Source organism: Sphingoaurantiacus capsulatus (genome assembly GCF_042648405.1).
Classification (GTDB): Bacteria; Pseudomonadota; Alphaproteobacteria; order Sphingomonadales; family Sphingomonadaceae; genus Sphingoaurantiacus; species Sphingoaurantiacus capsulatus.
This window is the reverse complement of record NZ_JBHRXV010000001.1, coordinates 547,291-563,793: the sequence shown is the minus strand read 5'-3', so window position 1 is coordinate 563,793 and position 16,503 is coordinate 547,291. Positions and strand designations below refer to the sequence as shown.

General features: G+C 68.4%; 15 protein-coding genes and 1 pseudogene. 7 read left to right on the top strand and 9 right to left on the bottom strand.

The features are described 5' to 3' along the window. Positions 1-56: 56 nt before the first annotated feature. From ACFOMD_RS03100 to ACFOMD_RS03080, 5 genes and pseudogenes are all read right to left on the bottom strand, one after another. Positions 57-1,346 (bottom strand): amidohydrolase family protein, encoded by a 1,290-nt coding sequence (locus ACFOMD_RS03100; RefSeq protein WP_380856642.1) that lies wholly within the window; start codon positions 1,344-1,346, stop codon positions 57-59. A gap of 103 nt (positions 1,347-1,449) precedes the next feature. Continuing rightward, the gene (locus ACFOMD_RS03095; protein ID WP_380856639.1) at positions 1,450-1,845 is read right to left on the bottom strand and encodes a LytR/AlgR family response regulator transcription factor; all 396 of its coding nucleotides are present in this window, start codon (positions 1,843-1,845) and stop codon (positions 1,450-1,452) included. Positions 1,846-1,890: 45 nt separating this feature from the next. After that, positions 1,891-1,995, bottom strand: a pseudogene (locus ACFOMD_RS03090) (DNA-binding response regulator); the annotation flags it as partial. A gap of 29 nt (positions 1,996-2,024) precedes the next feature. Next, the gene (locus tag ACFOMD_RS03085; protein WP_380856636.1) at positions 2,025-2,162 is read right to left on the bottom strand and encodes a hypothetical protein; all 138 of its coding nucleotides are present in this window, start codon (positions 2,160-2,162) and stop codon (positions 2,025-2,027) included. Further along, positions 2,159-3,235 (bottom strand): sensor histidine kinase, encoded by a 1,077-nt coding sequence (locus tag ACFOMD_RS03080; RefSeq protein WP_380856633.1) that lies wholly within the window; start codon positions 3,233-3,235, stop codon positions 2,159-2,161. The genes ACFOMD_RS03085 and ACFOMD_RS03080 overlap by 4 nt, the downstream gene beginning before the upstream one ends. Before the next feature lie 106 nt (positions 3,236-3,341). Here ACFOMD_RS03080 and ACFOMD_RS03075 point away from each other — a divergent pair, with 106 nt between their 5' ends. Beyond that, on the top strand, positions 3,342-4,820 hold the full coding sequence (locus tag ACFOMD_RS03075; protein ID WP_380856630.1) for a phospholipase D-like domain-containing protein: 1,479 nt from the start codon (positions 3,342-3,344) through the stop codon (positions 4,818-4,820). Here ACFOMD_RS03075 and ACFOMD_RS03070 read toward each other — a convergent pair. Continuing rightward, a complete protein-coding gene (locus tag ACFOMD_RS03070) occupies positions 4,810-6,630 on the bottom strand; it encodes a DUF885 domain-containing protein (RefSeq protein WP_380856627.1) in 1,821 nt (606 codons plus the stop codon). The two genes, ACFOMD_RS03075 and ACFOMD_RS03070, sit on opposite strands and share 11 nt — an antisense overlap. Positions 6,631-6,754: 124 nt before the next feature. On the opposite strand from ACFOMD_RS03070, the gene egtB reads away from it, so the two are divergent. Beyond that, positions 6,755-7,951, top strand: coding sequence for an ergothioneine biosynthesis protein EgtB (gene egtB, locus ACFOMD_RS03065; protein ID WP_380856624.1), 1,197 nt, complete (start codon positions 6,755-6,757; stop codon positions 7,949-7,951). A gap of 3 nt (positions 7,952-7,954) precedes the next feature. On the opposite strand, the gene ACFOMD_RS03060 is transcribed toward egtB, so the two are convergent. Beyond that, positions 7,955-9,040, bottom strand: a complete 1,086-nt coding sequence (locus tag ACFOMD_RS03060; protein WP_380856621.1) for a flavodoxin family protein — start codon at positions 9,038-9,040, stop codon at positions 7,955-7,957. Between the two features lie 64 nt (positions 9,041-9,104). Between ACFOMD_RS03060 and egtD the strand changes: the two genes are divergently transcribed. Then, entirely contained in the window at positions 9,105-10,070 is a 966-nt protein-coding gene (gene egtD, locus ACFOMD_RS03055; RefSeq protein ID WP_380856618.1) for an L-histidine N(alpha)-methyltransferase, read from the top strand. Here the strand turns inward: egtD and ACFOMD_RS03050 are convergent. Further along, positions 10,067-11,641, bottom strand: a complete 1,575-nt coding sequence (locus ACFOMD_RS03050; protein WP_380856615.1) for a serine hydrolase domain-containing protein — start codon at positions 11,639-11,641, stop codon at positions 10,067-10,069. The two genes, egtD and ACFOMD_RS03050, sit on opposite strands and share 4 nt — an antisense overlap. Before the next feature lie 218 nt (positions 11,642-11,859). On the opposite strand from ACFOMD_RS03050, the gene ACFOMD_RS03045 reads away from it, so the two are divergent. Together ACFOMD_RS03045 and ACFOMD_RS03040 are read left to right on the top strand one after the other, a co-directional pair. Then, positions 11,860-13,263, top strand: coding sequence for a CapA family protein (locus ACFOMD_RS03045; protein WP_380856612.1), 1,404 nt, complete (start codon positions 11,860-11,862; stop codon positions 13,261-13,263). Further along, a complete protein-coding gene (locus ACFOMD_RS03040; protein ID WP_380856609.1) occupies positions 13,263-14,282 on the top strand; it encodes a serine hydrolase domain-containing protein in 1,020 nt (339 codons plus the stop codon). The genes ACFOMD_RS03045 and ACFOMD_RS03040 overlap by 1 nt, the downstream gene beginning before the upstream one ends. A gap of 6 nt (positions 14,283-14,288) precedes the next feature. Here ACFOMD_RS03040 and ACFOMD_RS03035 read toward each other — a convergent pair whose 3' ends face one another. Continuing rightward, positions 14,289-15,542, bottom strand: a complete 1,254-nt coding sequence (locus ACFOMD_RS03035) for an acetyl-CoA C-acetyltransferase (RefSeq protein ID WP_380856606.1) — start codon at positions 15,540-15,542, stop codon at positions 14,289-14,291. A 135-nt stretch (positions 15,543-15,677) separates the two neighbouring features. Between ACFOMD_RS03035 and ACFOMD_RS03030 the strand changes: the two genes are divergently transcribed. Both ACFOMD_RS03030 and ACFOMD_RS03025 read left to right on the top strand, forming a co-directional pair. Then, on the top strand, positions 15,678-15,965 hold the full coding sequence (locus ACFOMD_RS03030) for a DUF1330 domain-containing protein (protein ID WP_380856603.1): 288 nt from the start codon (positions 15,678-15,680) through the stop codon (positions 15,963-15,965). A 2-nt stretch (positions 15,966-15,967) separates the two neighbouring features. Beyond that, positions 15,968-16,387 (top strand): nuclear transport factor 2 family protein, encoded by a 420-nt coding sequence (locus tag ACFOMD_RS03025; protein WP_380856600.1) that lies wholly within the window; start codon positions 15,968-15,970, stop codon positions 16,385-16,387. Positions 16,388-16,503 lie beyond the last annotated feature (116 nt).

Here is a 16,503-nt window from a genome sequence, read left to right as displayed (position 1 = left end):
CCGCTGTTCCCGTTCCGCTTATCGCGGACGGGCCCAGCGGGGAACGGACTTAATGGTCAGCGTCCGCCGAGCAACTCGCCCTGCTTCACCGCGACCTTGATCCGCTTCAGCGCGTCGAGGTCGGTGAGCGGATCGCCGTCGAGCGCGAGCAGGCTGGCCTCCGCGCCTTCGGCGAACGTGCCGATCCGGCGGCCGGGGAACATGAGCTGCGGGGTGTCCGACGTGGCGACGCGCAACAGCTCGGGCCGCGACATTACCTTGAGCTTGTCCACCGTCGCGATCTCGTCGAGCACCGATCCGCCGAAGGTGTCGGAGCCAAAGGCCAGCTTCACGCCCGCCGCGCGCAGGCGGCGGATATTGTCCTGATAGTTCGCCGTGATCGCCGCCTCGGTCTCGGGGTAGCGCGCAATGCCGAAGCGAGAGGCGGCGGTGGTGGTGATGACGAAGATGCCGCGCTTCGCCGCCTCGGCGATCACCGCGTCGCCGATCCGGTAGTCGGCGGGCTTGTTGAACTTGGCGATGCGATAGCCGGGGAGGTGCGCGACCGCATCGGCGCCGGCCTTCACCGCCACCTCGAAGTCGGCGGCGGTGTCGGCATGCGCCATCAGCCGCGCGCCGATCGAATGGGCCCGTTTGACGATTTCGGGCACCAGCGCGGGGTCGATGCCGTTGCGGCCGAACAGCTCGGCGTTCCGGCGGTTGGCGGCATAGTTGGCGCTGTCGATGATGATGACCTTGATCATCTTCGGTTTGACCGCCGCGATCTTCGCCCATTTGGCGTCGAGGTCGGCCTGGCTGTCGATCGACCAGTAGTATTTGTCGCGCGCGCCTTCGGGCGTGATCGTCTCGCCCGCCTGCGCCATGCCGTCGAGGATCATCTTCAGCGGATGGCCGTCCGATGCCGACAGCAGCGCCTCGGAAAAAGTGGCATCGACCGTGCCGGGCTGGCCGAAGAAGTCGCGGTAGGTGGCGATGTCGGCGGGGAGGCCGGCGAGTTGCACCGAATAGAAGATGCCGCGCGCCATATAGTTGCGCGCCATCTTCCCCGCATAGAAGCCGTTCTGCAGGTCGTGGTTATGCGCTTCGGCGAGCGGCGGGATGACGTGGCGCGTGCCGAGGTCGATGGTGGCGTCGATCTGCGCCGGGCGCTTCGCGGTCAGCTTGCCGTCGACGGCATACCACTCCATCGGCCGGAAGCCCCTGCCGTCGAACCATTGCCCGCCCTTGAAGTGCAGGGTCGGCGCGGCGAACGGAGGGCCGGCGAAGGGGTTGGCGCCGGGGGCGGGTTCGTCGGCGAGGGCGGGCGCGGCGGCGAGCAGCGCGGCGATCAGGGTGGTACGAAACATGGCAGGCTCCGGTTGGCGGGTGTTTGAGCCGCCTAAGCCAGTGCCGCGCCGCCTTCACCAGCGGCTTGTCCCGACCAGTGCGCCGGATGTCGTGAACCGTGCGTCAGCGCTTCGCCGCGGCCAGCCGGGCTTCGACATCGGCGCGGTAGCTGCGGCTCAGCGGCGCCCGTCCGCCCCCGATCAGCTCGACATCGCCATCGCCGTTGCGGCGGTCGGTGATCGCCGCGATGCGGTCGACGCGCACCAGCGCCGAGCGGTGGGTGCGCACGAACGCCGGCCCCAGCCGCTCGGCGAGTTCCGCCATCGGCAGGCGCAGCAGATGCACCTCGCGCTCGACATGGATGCAGAGATAGTGGCCGGCGACATCGACATGGTCAATCGCGGTCAGCGGCAAGAACAGGGTGCGCCCGCCGTCGCGGATTTCCAGATGGTCGGGCGCGGTGGTGGGGGCGAGGGTCCGACCCAGCGCGCGCCGCACCCGGTCGAGCGCCCGCGCCAACCCTTCGGCGCTCGCGGGCTTCAGCAGATAGTCGAGCGCCTCGACCTCGAAGGCGGGGAGGGCATGCTGCGGAAAGGCGGTGAGGAAGACGATCGCCGGGCGCGGCTGCGGCAGGCGGCGCGCCAGTTCGATGCCGTCGAGATCGGGCAGTTGGATATCGAGGAAGACGAGCGCCGGCTTCAGCTCGGCGGCGAGCGCCAGCCCTCGGCCGCCGAGGCGGCGCTGCCGACCAGCTCGATATCGCCATGTGTGCCGAGCAGCCGCACCAGCGCCTCGCGCGCCAGCGGCGCGTCCTCGACGACCAAGGTGCGGATCATGCCGGCCGGTCGAGCGGCAGTTCGATGCGCGCGGTGAAGCTATTGCCGTCCGCCGCCACCGTCAGCCGTGCCGCGCTGCCGAACAGCGCTTCCAGCCGCTCGCCGACGTTGCGCAGGCCGATGCCGAGTCCGCGCGACGGCGCGGCGTCGGTGGGCCGGGCGTTGCGCACCTCGATGACCAGTCGCTGCCCCTCCGCCTCGGCGGTGATCGCCAGCCAGGCCTCGGCGGTCAGCCGCGACAGGCCGTGCGTCACCGCATTCTCGACCAGCGGCTGCAGGATCAGCGCGGGCACCATCGCGCCCCAGGCGGCGGGGGCGATCGACAGGCGCAGGTCGAGCGGCGAGGGCATCAGCATGCGGTGCAGCTCGACATGGTCCATCACCGTCGCGATCTCGCTGGAAAGCGGCACGGCGGCATCGTCGGAGGCGAGGGTGGAGCGCAGCACATCGGACAGGCGGCCGATCGCGGCTTCGGCCTGCTCGGCACCACGATGCGCGAGCTGGGCGATGGCGCCGAGCGCATTGAACAGGAAATGCGGATCGATCTGTGCGCGCAGCGCCTCCAACCGGGCGCGGGCGAGCAGCCGCTCGCGCGTGCGGGTGCGGTCGACATAGACGAGCGCCTGCCCGACCCCGACGACCGCGACATAGGTCGGCACCGAGAAGAAGGCGTTGATCGTCGCGGCGAAGGCGATGCGCTGCGGCACGAACTCGAAGCGGCCATATTGCAGCAGCGGCAGCAGCGTCTGCCCGATGCTGGTGCCAACAAGGGCGAGCGTCGGCAGCGCCGCCAGCCCGACCAGCGCCAGCCGCAGCAGGTGCGGCCCATTGCGCTCGCCCGCCCCCAGCGGCCAGCGCGCGCAAAGCTGGATCAGCGGCCGCGTCGCCAGCGCCCACGGCATAAAGCCGATCGCCACCAGCACGAACATCAAATGCGGCGGCACTTGATCGGCGGCCTGCCGCGCCATCAGCAGCACCGGCGGCGTATAGGCGAGCGCGACGATCCCCCAGGCGATCGCGATGGTGCGCGCGCCGGGCATCAGGTCGTCGGGAAGGCGGTAGGTTTCCGTCATGTTTTCACGCCACAATCCGGTGGAAACAGGGCGCTGGCAAGCAGCGCGGATACATTTGCGCCGACGCCGAGTTTGACCGAGGCGACAGGGGCGAGACGAGAGGCAAATGAACGGCGATTCCGGCTCGATCTGGCGAACGGAGAAGGCGACGCGCACCAGCGTGATCGTCGACGCCGAGGATTATTTCCACTGGGCGCGGCTCGCGATGCTGAAGGCGCGCAAGCGGATCATGCTGATCGGCTGGGACTTCGACGCGCGCATCCGCCTCGACTATGGCGACAACGAAGACGGCGCCCCGACGACGGTCGGCGACTTCATCTACTGGCTGGTCAAGCGATCGCCCGAGCTGGAGATCTGCCTGCTGCGCTGGGACGTTGGTGCCATCAAGACGGTCTTTCGCGGCACCACCATCTTCACCCTGATGAAGTGGATGATGCACAAGCGCATCCACACCAAGCTCGACAGCTTCCACCCAACGGGCGGCTCGCACCATCAGAAGATCATTGTCATCGACGATTGCGTCGCCTTTTGCGGCGGCATCGACATGACCGGCGGCCGCTGGGACAAGCGCAGCCACGACGACGAGGAGCCGCACCGCCATTTCCCCAACGGTGAAGTCTACGGGCCGTGGCACGACGCGACGACCGCGCTCGAAGGGCCGGTGGCGGCGGCGCTCGGCGAGCTGGCGCGCGACCGCTGGAGCTTCGCCGGCGGGCATGAGCTGAAGCCGGTCACCGAGGCGTCCGACTGCTGGCCCGACGAGCTGGAGCCCGACTTTACCGACATTGCGGTGAACATCGCCCGCACCCGCCCCGACATGCCCGATTGCCCCGAGATCCGCGAGATCGAGGCGCTGTTCGTCGAGCAGATCATGGGGGCGAAAGAGAGCATCTACGCCGAGAGCCAGTATTTCGCCTCGCGCAAGATCGCCGAGGCGATCGGCAAGCGGCTCTGCGCGCCCGATTGCCCGGAGATCGTGCTGGTCAACCCGATCACCGCACAGGGCTGGCTGGAGCCGGTGGCGATGGACACGGCACGGGCGCGGCTGGTGGCGGCGCTGCAAAAGCTCGACGCGCAGGGCAAGCTGCGGCTCTACCACCCCTACACCGGCGGCGGCGCGCCGATTTACGTCCACGCCAAGGTGATGATCGTCGACGGCCAGTCGCTGCGCATCGGCTCGGCGAACATGAACAACCGCTCGCTCGGCCTCGACACCGAATGCGACGTGCTGATCGAGGCGGGCGACGACGGCGAACGCGAGCGGGTGCGCGCCATCCGTGACAGCCTGATCGCCGAGCATCTCGGCGTCGAGGCGGACAAGGTCGCCGCCGAGATCGACGCGCGCGGCTCGATGATCGAGACGATCGAGGCGCTGCGGGGCGAGGGGAAGACGCTACGCCCCTACGAGGTGCCCGAGCTCACCGAGGTCGAAAAGTGGCTCGCCGACAACAAGGTGCTCGACCCCGAAAGCCCGTCGGAGATGTTCGAGGACACGGCGAAGCGGCGTGGGTTGCTCGGGCGCATCCGGCACATGCGCCCGCACTTCCACTGGCGCCGCCGCCACAAGGCCTTGCCTAAGTCTTGAGCTGAAGCGCCACCCAGTCGTTGACCACCCGCTCCAGCACGTCTAGCGGCATCGCGCCCTTGGTCAGCACCTCGTGGAACTGGCGAATGTCGAACTTGGCGCCCAATTTCGTCTTGGCGTCGTCGCGCAGCCGCGCCCAGACGGTGTGGCCGACCTTGTAGCTGGTCGCCTGCCCCGGCCACACGGTGTAGCGGTCGATCTCGCCCTGGCTGCGGCCGCGGGCGATGCCGGTGGTCGCGATGAAATAGTCGGTCGCCTTCTCGCGCGACCAGCGCTTGGCGTGCATGCCGGAGTCTACGACGAGGCGCGTGGCGCGGAACAGCAGCGACTGGAGATAGCCGGCCTGGCCGAGCGGATCATCCTTGTACATGCCGATCTCGTCGGCGAGCTGCTCCGAATAGAGCGCCCAGCCTTCGCTGTAGGCCGAGAAGCCGCCGCGGCGGCGGATCATCGGGATCGATCCCGATTCCTGCGACAGGCTCACCTGAAGGTGATGGCCCGGCACGCCCTCATGATAGCTCAAGGTCGGCAGGCCGTATTTCGGCCGGTCGAAGGTGTCGCGCTGGTTGATCATGTAGGCGGCCTTGCGCGTGCCATCCATCGAGGCCGCCTCATAATAGGCGCCCGCCGAGCCGGCCTGGATGAACACCGGCACGCGCTTCACCTCGAGCGCCGCCTTCGGCAGGGTGGCGAACAGTTCGGGCAGCCGCGCCTCCATGCGCTTCACCTCGCCGCGAATGTAGGTCAGCATCTCCTCGCGGCCGGGATCGGTGTTGGCGAACAGCTGCTTGGGGTCGCGGTTGAGCGCGGCGAGGCGCGCACCGGGCGTACCCTCGCTGTAGCCTTGCGCCTTCAGGATCTTGTCGAGCCGGTCGGAGATTTCCGCCACCTGCTCAAGCCCGAGCTTGTGGATGTCGTCGCCCGTCATGCTCGTCGTCGTCGCGGCGCGGATCGAGCCGTTATAATAGGCCTCGCCGTCAGGCAGGCGCCACACGCCCGCATCATGCACCGCCTTGGCGCGCAGCGCCTGCACCTCGGCGATCTGCCGGTCGAGCGCGGCGAAGACCTCCTTGCCGACGATGGCTTCCGCTTTCGCCACATAGTCTGCCGACAGCTTCGCCTCGCCGGCCTTACGCGCCAGCGAGGTGACGAGGACGGTGCTCGCCGCCGGCTGGTCGCGCAACGCCTTCAGCTGGGTCAGCGTCGTGTCGAGGATATAGTCGGGCGCGAACACGCCGCGCGCCGCATCCTCCTTCTGCCGCGCGAGGCTCTGGTCGAGCACGGTGGCGAACGCCGACAGGCGCGACAGATAGGCGTCGGCGTCGGCCGCATCCTTGATCTTGTGGCGGGTGTCGAGGAAGTCGGGGATGTCCTGATAGGGACCGGTCAGCTGGGTCAGCACATAGGGCGCGAAGCGGCCGCCGGCGGAGCCGTAGGTGAAGCGCTCATTGTCGGCGACCGCGTTCTTCAGGCCGTACTCGACGACCTCGAGATCGAGCGCCGAGGCGGTGCTGAGCTTCGAGCGATCTATGGTCGCGAGTTGCGCGATTTCGCGCTTGGCCCGCGCCAGATCGTCGGCCTTGCCCTTCGCCGAGTAATCGTCGAGCTGGCGCTTCAGCGCGGCGCGCTTGCCGGTATCGAGGCCGAGGCCCGAGGCCATCTCCGGGCTCTCGTCGATCCGCGCGTCGAAGATGCGGTCGAACAGCGCGCGGAGCTTCGCGTCCTCGCTGTCCGCTGCAAAGGCGACCGCCGGCAACGACGACGCGAGCGCTGCCGCACCCGCCGAAACCATGAACGCGCGACGATCCATCCCAAATTCTCCCGGTGCTTTGTTATGGCGCGGGAGACTAGGAGCGGCAGCGCGGCCTGTCCACGCGCGCCGATGCCCGAATTGGGCGGGTGAACCCATTGGCTTCTCGCGGCGTTGAAGCGATGTGGCTTCAACCCGCCCCCTGACCGCCGATGATCCGCTCGCCGCGCGCTTTGCCGCGGTGCGGGCGCGGAGCGTTGCGCTCGCGGCGCTGCTGTCCGATGCCGATGCCACCGCGCAATCGATGCCCGACGCCTCGCCGGCGAAATGGCATCTCGCGCATACGACCTGGTTCTTCGAAACCTTCGTGCTGCGCGATCATGTGCCGGGCTATCGCGCGTTCGACGACGGTTTCGCCTATCTGTTCAACAGCTATTATGAGGCAGAGGGCCAGCGGCAGCCGCGCGAGCGGCGCGGGTTGCTGACACGGCCCGATCTGGAAACCGTGCTGGACTATCGGGCCTGCGTCGACGTGGCGCTGGTAAGCGCGCTTCCCGCCTTGCCGGCGGATGTGCGCGCGCTGGTCGAGCTGGGCACGCATCATGAGGAGCAGCATCAGGAGCTGCTGCTGACCGATATTCTCCACCTGTTCGCGCAGAACCCGCTGAAGCCCGTCTATGCCGCCGATGCGCCGCAGGCAGGGTCAATGGGCGCGGCGACCGGCTGGGTCGACCATCCCGGCGGCATCGTCGCGGTCGGCCATGGCGGCGGCGGCTTCGCCTTCGACTGCGAAGGGCCGGCGCACCGCATCCTGCTGCAGCCGTTCCGCCTCGCCGACCGGCTGGTGACCAACGGCGAATGGGCCGCATTCATCGCTGATGGCGGCTACACGACCGCCGCGCTCTGGTTGTCTGACGGCTGGGCGTGGGTGCGCGAGAACGGCATCGAAGCACCGCTCTACTGGCGTCGCGACGGCGAGAGCTGGGCCGCCTTCGGCTTGCGCGGCGAAGCGCCGATCGATCCGACCGCGCCGGTATCGCACGTCAGCTATTACGAGGCCGACGCCTTCGCTGCCTGGGCCGGCGCGCGCCTGCCGCGCGAGGGTGAGTGGGAGGCGGCGGCGCGCCTCAACCCGGAGCTGCCGCAGCTCTACGACGCCCGCTGGCAATGGACCGGCAGCGCCTACCTGCCGTACCCGGGGTTCCGCGCCGCTGAGGGCGCGGTAGGCGAGTACAATGGCAAGTTCATGTCGGGCCAGTTCGTCCTGCGTGGCGGCTCGGTCGCCACCCCGCCCGGCCATTCGCGCGCCAGCTACCGCAACTTCTTCTACCCGCACCAGCGCTGGCAGTTCACCGGCGTACGGCTGGCAAAGGACGGCTGAGCGTTATTTGTTGCGCGGCTGCCGGAGTTCGTTGCCGGCGGTGATCATCTTGCCGTCGCGCTTGGCGCGGATGCCTTCGAGAAGCGTCCGCGCGACATTGCGCACCTCCTCATGCAGCGCCGTTTCGCGGTCGAGCTCGTCATGGCTGGTGGCATAGGGCTTCCAATAGCCGATGTAGCGGTGAAGCTCGGCAGTTGGCCCGGCCGGGCACAGGTGCATGAAGCACAGCCAGTCGGCGATCATGCGGCGCAGGTTCTCGGCGCCCTCGACATCGCCGTGGACGACGACGCCGAACAGCCGACCTTCGAGGTGGCGGGGATAACCCCAGCCGTCGAGTTCGATCTTCTTCGCCTGCTTCGCGTCCTTGCCATGCGTCAGCGTCGGATCGGGATTGCCGCCGTCGGCGCAGACCAGGCGGTCGATCATCGACTTAAGCGGTGACGGCGACTGGTACCAGTTGACCGGGGTGACGATCAGCACGCCGTGCGCCTCCACCCACATCGGGTAGATGTCGTTCATCCAGTCCTGCGTCTGGCCCATCGCGTGGTTGGGGTAGCAGGAGCAGGGCCAGTGGCAGAGCGGCGCCGCGGTCGAGAAGCAGGCCTTGCAGGGGTGGATCTTGCGACCGTATTCGGCGGTCGTCCGGCTGAGGTCGAGCAGCTGCACGTCGACGCCGGTGGCCGCCTCGAAGATTTCGCGCGCCATCTGCACCATCCGGTATGACTTCGACACTTCGCCCGGGCAGCTATGTTCGGAGCGGGAGGAGCCGTTGATCAGCAGCACGCGCAGCGGCCCCTCGCGATCGTCGTGCCGCGCCTGCGCCGCGGCGATGGCGTCGCGCGCCGCCAGCCAGTCGATCGACAGGTCGTAGCCGGGATCGGCGAAGTCAGGTCCCGCCTTACGCGTCTGCGGGCTCTTCCGCCCCTCGCGATAGGCGGTCCAGGCGACGGCGGCGACGCGGTCCAGCTCGGGCTTCAGTGCGTCGAAGCCATCGTCGCGAAACTGGGCCAGATAGCGCCGCTTGAACTCCGCCTCGTCGAGCTTCGTGCTGGGGCTGCCCTTGCGGGGCGCGGGCACCTTGGCCGCCATTCAACGCCTTTCACCTTCACATCACGGTCACGCAACGAAGCGCGGCCCGGTTCGTTTCTCCCTCATGCTCGACATTCCTCTTCGCCCGACCACCGGCAGCGATTTCGCGCACGCGGTGGTCGCCGGCCTTTCGCAGCCCCAGAAGGTAGTCCCGGCGCGCTATTTCTATGACCGGCGCGGCTCGGAGCTGTTCGAGGAGATTACCCGGTTGCCCGAATATTATCCGACCCGCACCGAGATCGGCCTGCTGGAGGCGCATGGCGCCGACATCGCGCGGCTGGTCGGCGCGCGGCGGGCGGTGGTCGAATTCGGCTCGGGTTCATCGACCAAGACGCCGCTGCTGCTCCGCCACATCGACGCCGCCGCCTATGTGCCGATCGACATCAGCGCCGAGTTCCTCGAGGAATCGGCCGCGGCGCTCGCGGCGGCGCATCCAGGCCTCGACGTGCGGCCGGTGGCGGGCGATTTCACCCGGCCGATCGCGCTACCCGTCGCGGTGAGGGCGCGGCCGATGCTCGGCTTCTTCCCCGGCTCGACGATCGGCAATCTCGATCATGCCGGCGCCGTCGACCTGCTGCGCGCCTTTCGCGAGACCCTGGGCGCCGACGCGCGGCTGGTGATCGGCATTGACCGGCGCAAGAACCCGCGGTTGCTCGAAGCCGCCTATGATGATGCCGCCGGCGTTACCGCGGCGTTCAACCTCAACCTGCTCGAGCGCATCAACCGCGAGCTCGACGGCGACATTCCCGTCGACGAGTTCGAGCATCGCGCGATGTGGAACGACGATTGCGGGCGGATCGAGATGCACCTCGTCGCGCTGCACGACATGAGCTTCCATGCCGCCGGCCGGCGCTTCACGATACGCGGCGGCGAGACGATCCACACCGAGAACAGCTACAAATACACGCCCGAGGAAGCGCGGCTGCTGGCCCGCGCCTCAGGCTGGGAGCCGCTCGCCGCGTGGAGCGACCCGGCCGGACTGTTCGGCCTCTACGTCTGGCGTGCGGTGGCTGATCACCTTCAGCCCTAAGGAAGCTTCGCGAGCCGCAGGTCGCGGACGCGCGATACGCCAAAGGACAGCGCCGATATCTTCTCGCCATCGCGGATCACCCGGACGATGCCATCGCCCTCGGCGTCGAACAGGTCGGCAGTGATGGGGGCGAGCGTCACGATCAATCCCGGCCGCCGGTCGTGCCGCAGCTTCAGCGCGCCGCTTTCGACGAAGGCGACATAGGTCGCGTCGGCCTCGTCGCTGCGATAGCGGCCGGCGAGCGCCGCCAGGTCGGCGGCGGCGGGCGCCCAAGGTGCGACGCGGCGGTAGGCGACGCGGTTGCCCTCGGGCGTATGCAGGACGAAGCGGTCGCGACCCTCGAACGCCACCTCGCCGCCGCGTCCGCGCAGCCGGCCGTTGGGAAGCGGCGCCAGCGACGGGCCGTCCTTGATGCGCAGGGTGCCGGCGTCGTCGATCAGCGTGACCGGCGTGTGCGTCGTCTCGGCGATGAAGGTGCCGGCGCCGCCATTGACCGGCGCGGGCGGCAGGGTAGCTTCCTCGGGCACGCCGAGCATCCGGTCGATCACCTGATGCGCCAGCATGGTGCTGCTGACATCGCCGGCATTGCACAGCAAAGCCACCGACAGCTTCTCGTCGGGCAGCCGGCCGAGCCACGCGCGGTAGCCGCCGGTCGAGCCGCTGTGCGCCACCTGCTCGCGGTTGCGCCAGCGGTCGACGAACAGCCCGCGCGCATAGGTGATCGGCGTGCCGTCGGTGAGGTGGGCGCGCTCCTGCAGCTTGCTCGTGACGAAGGCGCCGAGCCTGCCCGCGGTCAGCGCGTCGTTCCAGCGGAGCAGGTCGGCGGTGGTCGTCAGCAGCCCGCCGTTGCCATAGGCATCTTCGAACGGCATCGCCTGCGTCCAGGTCTCGCCATCGCGTTCGTAGGCGATGGCGCGGCCCGGCACGACGCGGCGGAAGTCGTCGCGCCAGCTCGTGTTGGTCATGCCCATCGGGGCGAACAGCCGCGCGGCGGTAAAGGCGGCGAGTGTCTGCCCGCTCACCCGCTCGACGATCAGTGCCATCAGATTATAGCCGCTGTTGGTGTAGCTGTACTCGGCGCCCGGCGGGTAGTTGAGCGCCTGCTGGCGGGCGATGATGTCGAGCACGTCGGGCGGCGTGTAGGCGCGGGTGCCCCGCGGCCAGCCGGCGAGGTCCATGACGCTGCCCCAGTCGCGCAGGCCGCTGGTGTGGTTGATCAGATGATCGAGGGTGAGGCGCGGCAGGCTCGGCGACAGCTCGGGCACATGCTGGCGCACGTCATCGTCGAGCTTTAGCTTGCCGTCCTCGACCAGCAGCAGGATCGCCGCGGCGGTGAACTGCTTCGACACCGACCCGGCCTCGAAGATCGTCGCCGGCGTGTTGGCGACGCCATGTTCGAGATCGGCGCCGCCATAGGCCTTGTCGATGATCGTCCGGCCATCTTTCGCCACCGCGACGGCGCAGCCGGGCGCGCTCGGCGACGACCAGCGGGCGAACAGGTCGTCGAGATTTGGCTGGGAGGCAGCGGGCGCCGCGAGGGCGACGGCAAGGAGGAGGGCGATGAGGCGCATGTCACCAGCCTAGAGACCTCCTCCCTTGTCGTCATCCCCGCCCCCTCCTCGTCATCCCCGCGAAGGCGGGGATCCATTCTCCGAAGCGTCGGCGGTAATGGATCCCCGCCTTCGCGGGGATGACGATAGAGGGGGAGGGTGTTTATCGCGCCCATCCGGGCGGTTTGACGGCAGGCGTTTACCCCGCTCTGATGCAAGCTAAGGGTCGGAGGGACATCATGAAGCATCTGGGAATCGCACTCGCGCTGGCGCTCGCCGCCGCGACGCCGTCGTTGGCGCAGACGGCCGAGCCGCTGAAGGTCACGGCCGTTCCGTCGGTGCCGATCGCCGACGGCTTCACCTTCGCCGCGGTCGGCGACATCATCTATCTGCGCACCATGCTGGCGACGGTCGAGAAGAAGTCGCCCGACATGCTGAAGCTGCTGCGCGGCGCCGATGTCACCTTCGGCAACTTCGAGACGATGGCGCTCGACCTCGCCACCACGAAGGCATCGCCGCAGGCGGAGTCGGGCGGCACCTGGATGCTGGCGGCGCCCGGCGTGCCGCGGGAGGTCGCGGCGATGGGCTTCGATATCGTCAGCGTCGCCAACAATCATGCCACCGACTGGGGCGCCGAAGGCCTCTATGAGACGATGGAGCGGCTCGATGCCGCCGGCCTCGTCCACGCCGGTGTCGGGCGGACGCTCTCGCAGGCGCGGGCGCCGCGCTATTTGGATGCCGGGGCGGGGCGTGTCGGCATGGTGTCGGCCAGCAGTTCCTTCACCCCGATGTCGCGCGCCGGCGATCCGGTCGGCGAGGTGGCGGGGCGGCCGGGCCTCAACCCGGTGCGTGTCGAGCGCCTCGCGCTGGTGCCGCAGAAGCATTACGACACGCTGGTCGAGATCGCCGCAATCGCGCCGACGCCGACGACGCCGAAGGATGGCGTCATCCGCCTGCTCGGCACCTCCTACAAGGCGGCCGAGCGCCCCGACGGCAAGATCGGCTTTTCCTACAAGCCCAACGCCAACGACGTTGCCGCCAATCTGCTCGCGGTGCGGCAGGCCAAGCAGAACGGCAATTTCGTGCTGTTCACGCTGCATAACCACGAGCCGAGCAATTCGAGCGAGACGCCCGCCGACTTCGCGATCACGCTCGCCCGGCAGGCGATCGACGCCGGTGCCGACGCCTATGTCGGTCACGGCCCGCACATCCTGCGCGGGATCGAGATCTACAAGGGCAAGCCGATCTTCTACTCGCTCGCCAACTTCGCGATGATGAACAACTCGCTCGATGCCGTGCCGGCCGACATGTACGACCAATATGGCGTTGCGCCCGGATCGGCGACGATCCCCGAGCTGCTGGCGGCGCGCAATGCCCGCGTTTTCTCCGACCCGGCGCTTTATGAATCGGTGATCGCGATCAGCCGTTACGAGGGCGGCCGCGTCGCCGAGATCAAGCTCTACCCGATCGACCTTGGCGTGAATGTGCAGGGCGCCGGGCGTGGCGTGCCGGCGATGGCCGACGCGGCGATCGGCAAGCGCATTCTCGAACGGCTGCAGCGGCTGTCGGCGCCGTTCGGCACCAAGATCAGCATCGAAAAGGGCGTGGGCATCATCCGCGTGCCGACCGGGGGAGACCAGTGATGTTCGACAGCTCGCGCCGCGCCTTCACCTTCGGGCTCGCCGCCTCCGCCGCCATCGCCGCGACGCCGTCGCTGGCCCGCGCCGAACGGCGCTGGTCCGAGGCCGGTCTCGCCGCGCTGAAAAAGGAGGCGCGTGACCTCGGCGTGTCGGGCCTCGTTGTGCGCACCGGCGGCAAGGTGATCCTGTCCGACGGCGACGTCAGCCGCCCGTCGCGCACCGCCTCGATCCGCAAGTCGTTCGTCAGCGCGCTCTACGGCATGCTGCCGCCCGAACAGCTTCGCCGCGACGCGACGATGGCCGAGCTCGGCATCGACGACTACACGCTACTGACCGACATCGAGAAGAAGGCGACCGTGCAGCAACTGCTGCAGGCGCGCTCGGGCGTCTATGTGCCGACCGCCGCCGAGACGCCGGCGATGAAGGCCGCCCGCCCGCCGCGCGGCAGCGCCGCACCAGGCACCAACTGGTACTACAATAATTGGGACTTCAACGTCGCCGGCGACATCTACCAGCGGTTGAGCGGCCACGGCCTGTTCACCGCGCTCGAAAAGCAGATCACCATTCCACTCGGCTTCGAAGATTTCGATCCACTGGCGCATACCCGCTGGGCGTTCGACCCGTCCTCGCCGCGCTTCCCCGCCTACAACATGCTGATGTCGGCGCGCGACCTCGCGAAGTTCGGCCAGCTCTTCCTCGATCGCGGCAAGTGGAAGCGCGACCAGTTGGTCCCCGAGGCCTGGGTGGCGGAAAGCACCCGCTCCTATTCCGACACCGGCCGCGCCGGGCTGATGGCCGGCTACGGCTATATGTGGTGGGTGACGAAGGGCGACGGCCTGCCCGACGGCAGCTACACGGCGGCGGGCAACGGCGGGCGCTACATCACGGTGCTGCCAGGGCAGGATACGGTCATCGCCGTCCAGCCCGACGAGAAGCAGGGCCAGCCGCCGGTGCCGCTCTATGCGAAACAGGGTGCGTATGACGGTCTCGTACGCACCCTGCTCGCAGCCTGGAAAGGCTAGGTCGGGTTACACCCGTTCGATGATGATCGCCGGGGCCATGCCGCCGGCGGCGCACATCGTGACCAGCGCATAGCGGCCGCCCGAGCGCTCGAGCTCGTCGAGCGCGGTGCCGATCAGCATGGTGCCGGTGGCGCCGATCGGGTGGCCGAGCGCCATGGCGCCGCCGTTGATGTTGACCTTCGCGCGGTCGAGGTCGAGGTCGCGGATGAACTTTTCCGCGACGACGGCGAACGCCTCGTTGATCTCCCAGACGTCGATGTCGTCCTTGGTCAGGCCGGCCTTCGCCAGCACCTTCTTCGCCGCCGGGACCGGGGCGTTGAGCATCAAGGTGGGATCGTCGCCGACGTTGGCAGTGGCGACCACGCGGGCGCGCGGCTTCCAGCCCTGCTTGTCGGCATAGTCCTTCGACGCCATCAGGATCGCGCCGGCGCCATCGACGACGCCCGACGAGTTGCCGGCGTGGTGGACGCCCTTCCAGTGCAGGTCGGGGTAGCGGTCGTTGATCAGCTGGCGGAAGGTCTTGCCGTCGTCCTGGATCGACACGTCGGCGAGCACGTCGAAGCTCGCCTTCAGGCTGGCGAGGCCCTCGGCGGTCGTCTCCGGGCGCGGGAATTCCTCGCGGTCGAGCGCGACCGAGCCGTCGTCGTTGAACACCGGCACGACGCTCTTGGCAAAGCGGCCTTCCTTGATCGCGACGTCGGCGCGGCGCTGGCTTTCGAGCGCCAGCGCGTCGACGGCCTCGCGGTCGATGCCTTCCTTGTGCGCGATCGCGTCACCGCACACGCCCTGGTGCGACTGCGGGTGCAGCGCCTGCAGGTTCATGTTGCCGCTGCCCATGCCCATCGGCTTGATGCCGGCGGCATGGTCCTGCGCGGCCAGTTCCTGATGGTAGGACATCATCTCGACGCCGCCCGCGATGACGAGGTCTTCCATCCCCGACATGATCTGCGCCGCGGCAAGGTTAACGCTGGTGATGCCGCCGCCGCAGAAGCGGTCGAGCGTCACGCCTGACGCCTTGGTGTCGTAGCCGGCGAGCAGCACCGACATGCGGCCGATGTCGCCGCCCTGCTTGCCCTTCTGGCTGCTGGTCGAGAAGATGACGTCGTCGACCTCGTCGGTCTTGACGTTGTTGCGCTCCTTGAGCGCCTTCAGCACGGTCGCGCCGAGATGCTGCGGATGCAGGTGCGACAGCGCGCCCTTGCCCGGCTTGCCGACGCCGCGCGGCGTGCGGACGGCGTCGATGATATAGGCCTCGCCCATGTGGAATCCCTCTCCCGTTGATCCGGTTGCGGGAAACTACTTGTCGGTTGGCGAGGGTCCGCGCAACCCTGACAAAATGCCAGCCCTGTCAAAGGCGACTGGTGCGCGAAGTACCTTTCCGGCTATGTCGATGCCATGACCGTCTACGCTATCGCCCAGCTCCGCTTCACCGATCGCGCCGCCTATGACCGCTATCAGGCGCGCTTCATGGAGGTGTTCCTGAAGCATCCCGGCCGGCTGCTGGCGGCCGACGAGGCGCCGCAGATCATCGAGGGAGCGAGCGATCGCGAGAAGGTCGTGCTGATGAGCTTTCCTGACGAAGCGGCGTTCCGCGGCTGGGCGGACTCGCCCGAGTATCAGGCGATCTCAGTCGACCGCCGCGCCGGCGCCGATGCCGTCGTCACCCTGGTGAAAGGCTTCTGATCATGCGCGCGTTCGCCATTGCCGCCCTGCTGCTGGTGGCCGCCCCGGTGGCGGCGATGCCCGCCGACCTCGTCGCCTTCGCCGATGCCTTCGACAAGGCGCAGCTTGCCAAGAACGGCGCGGCGCTCGACGCGATGGTGTCGGACGAGCTGGTGTTCATCGACGGCTCGGGCCAGCGGCTCGGCAAGGCCGCGTTCATCGCCGGGTGGACCGGGCCCGACGAGGCGTTCGATCCGATCACCCTCACTGACCGCACTATGACGCCACTCGGCCCCGACGCCTTTGTGACCAGCGCGGAGACGGTGCTGACCGGCACGTCCGCCGGCTCGCGCTTCACCAGCCGCATCCGCTTCTCCGACACCTTCCGCAAGGAAGATGGCCAATGGCGCGCGGTGCACATTCAGGTGACGCGCCTGAAGTAGGGGGCAGCAGTAACTCCCTCATTCGTCATACCGGCGAAAGCCGGTATCCAGACCGGCCATCGACTGGATACCGGCTTTCGCCAGTATGACGGTGGGTGAGCGGGGAGGCGGAGCGT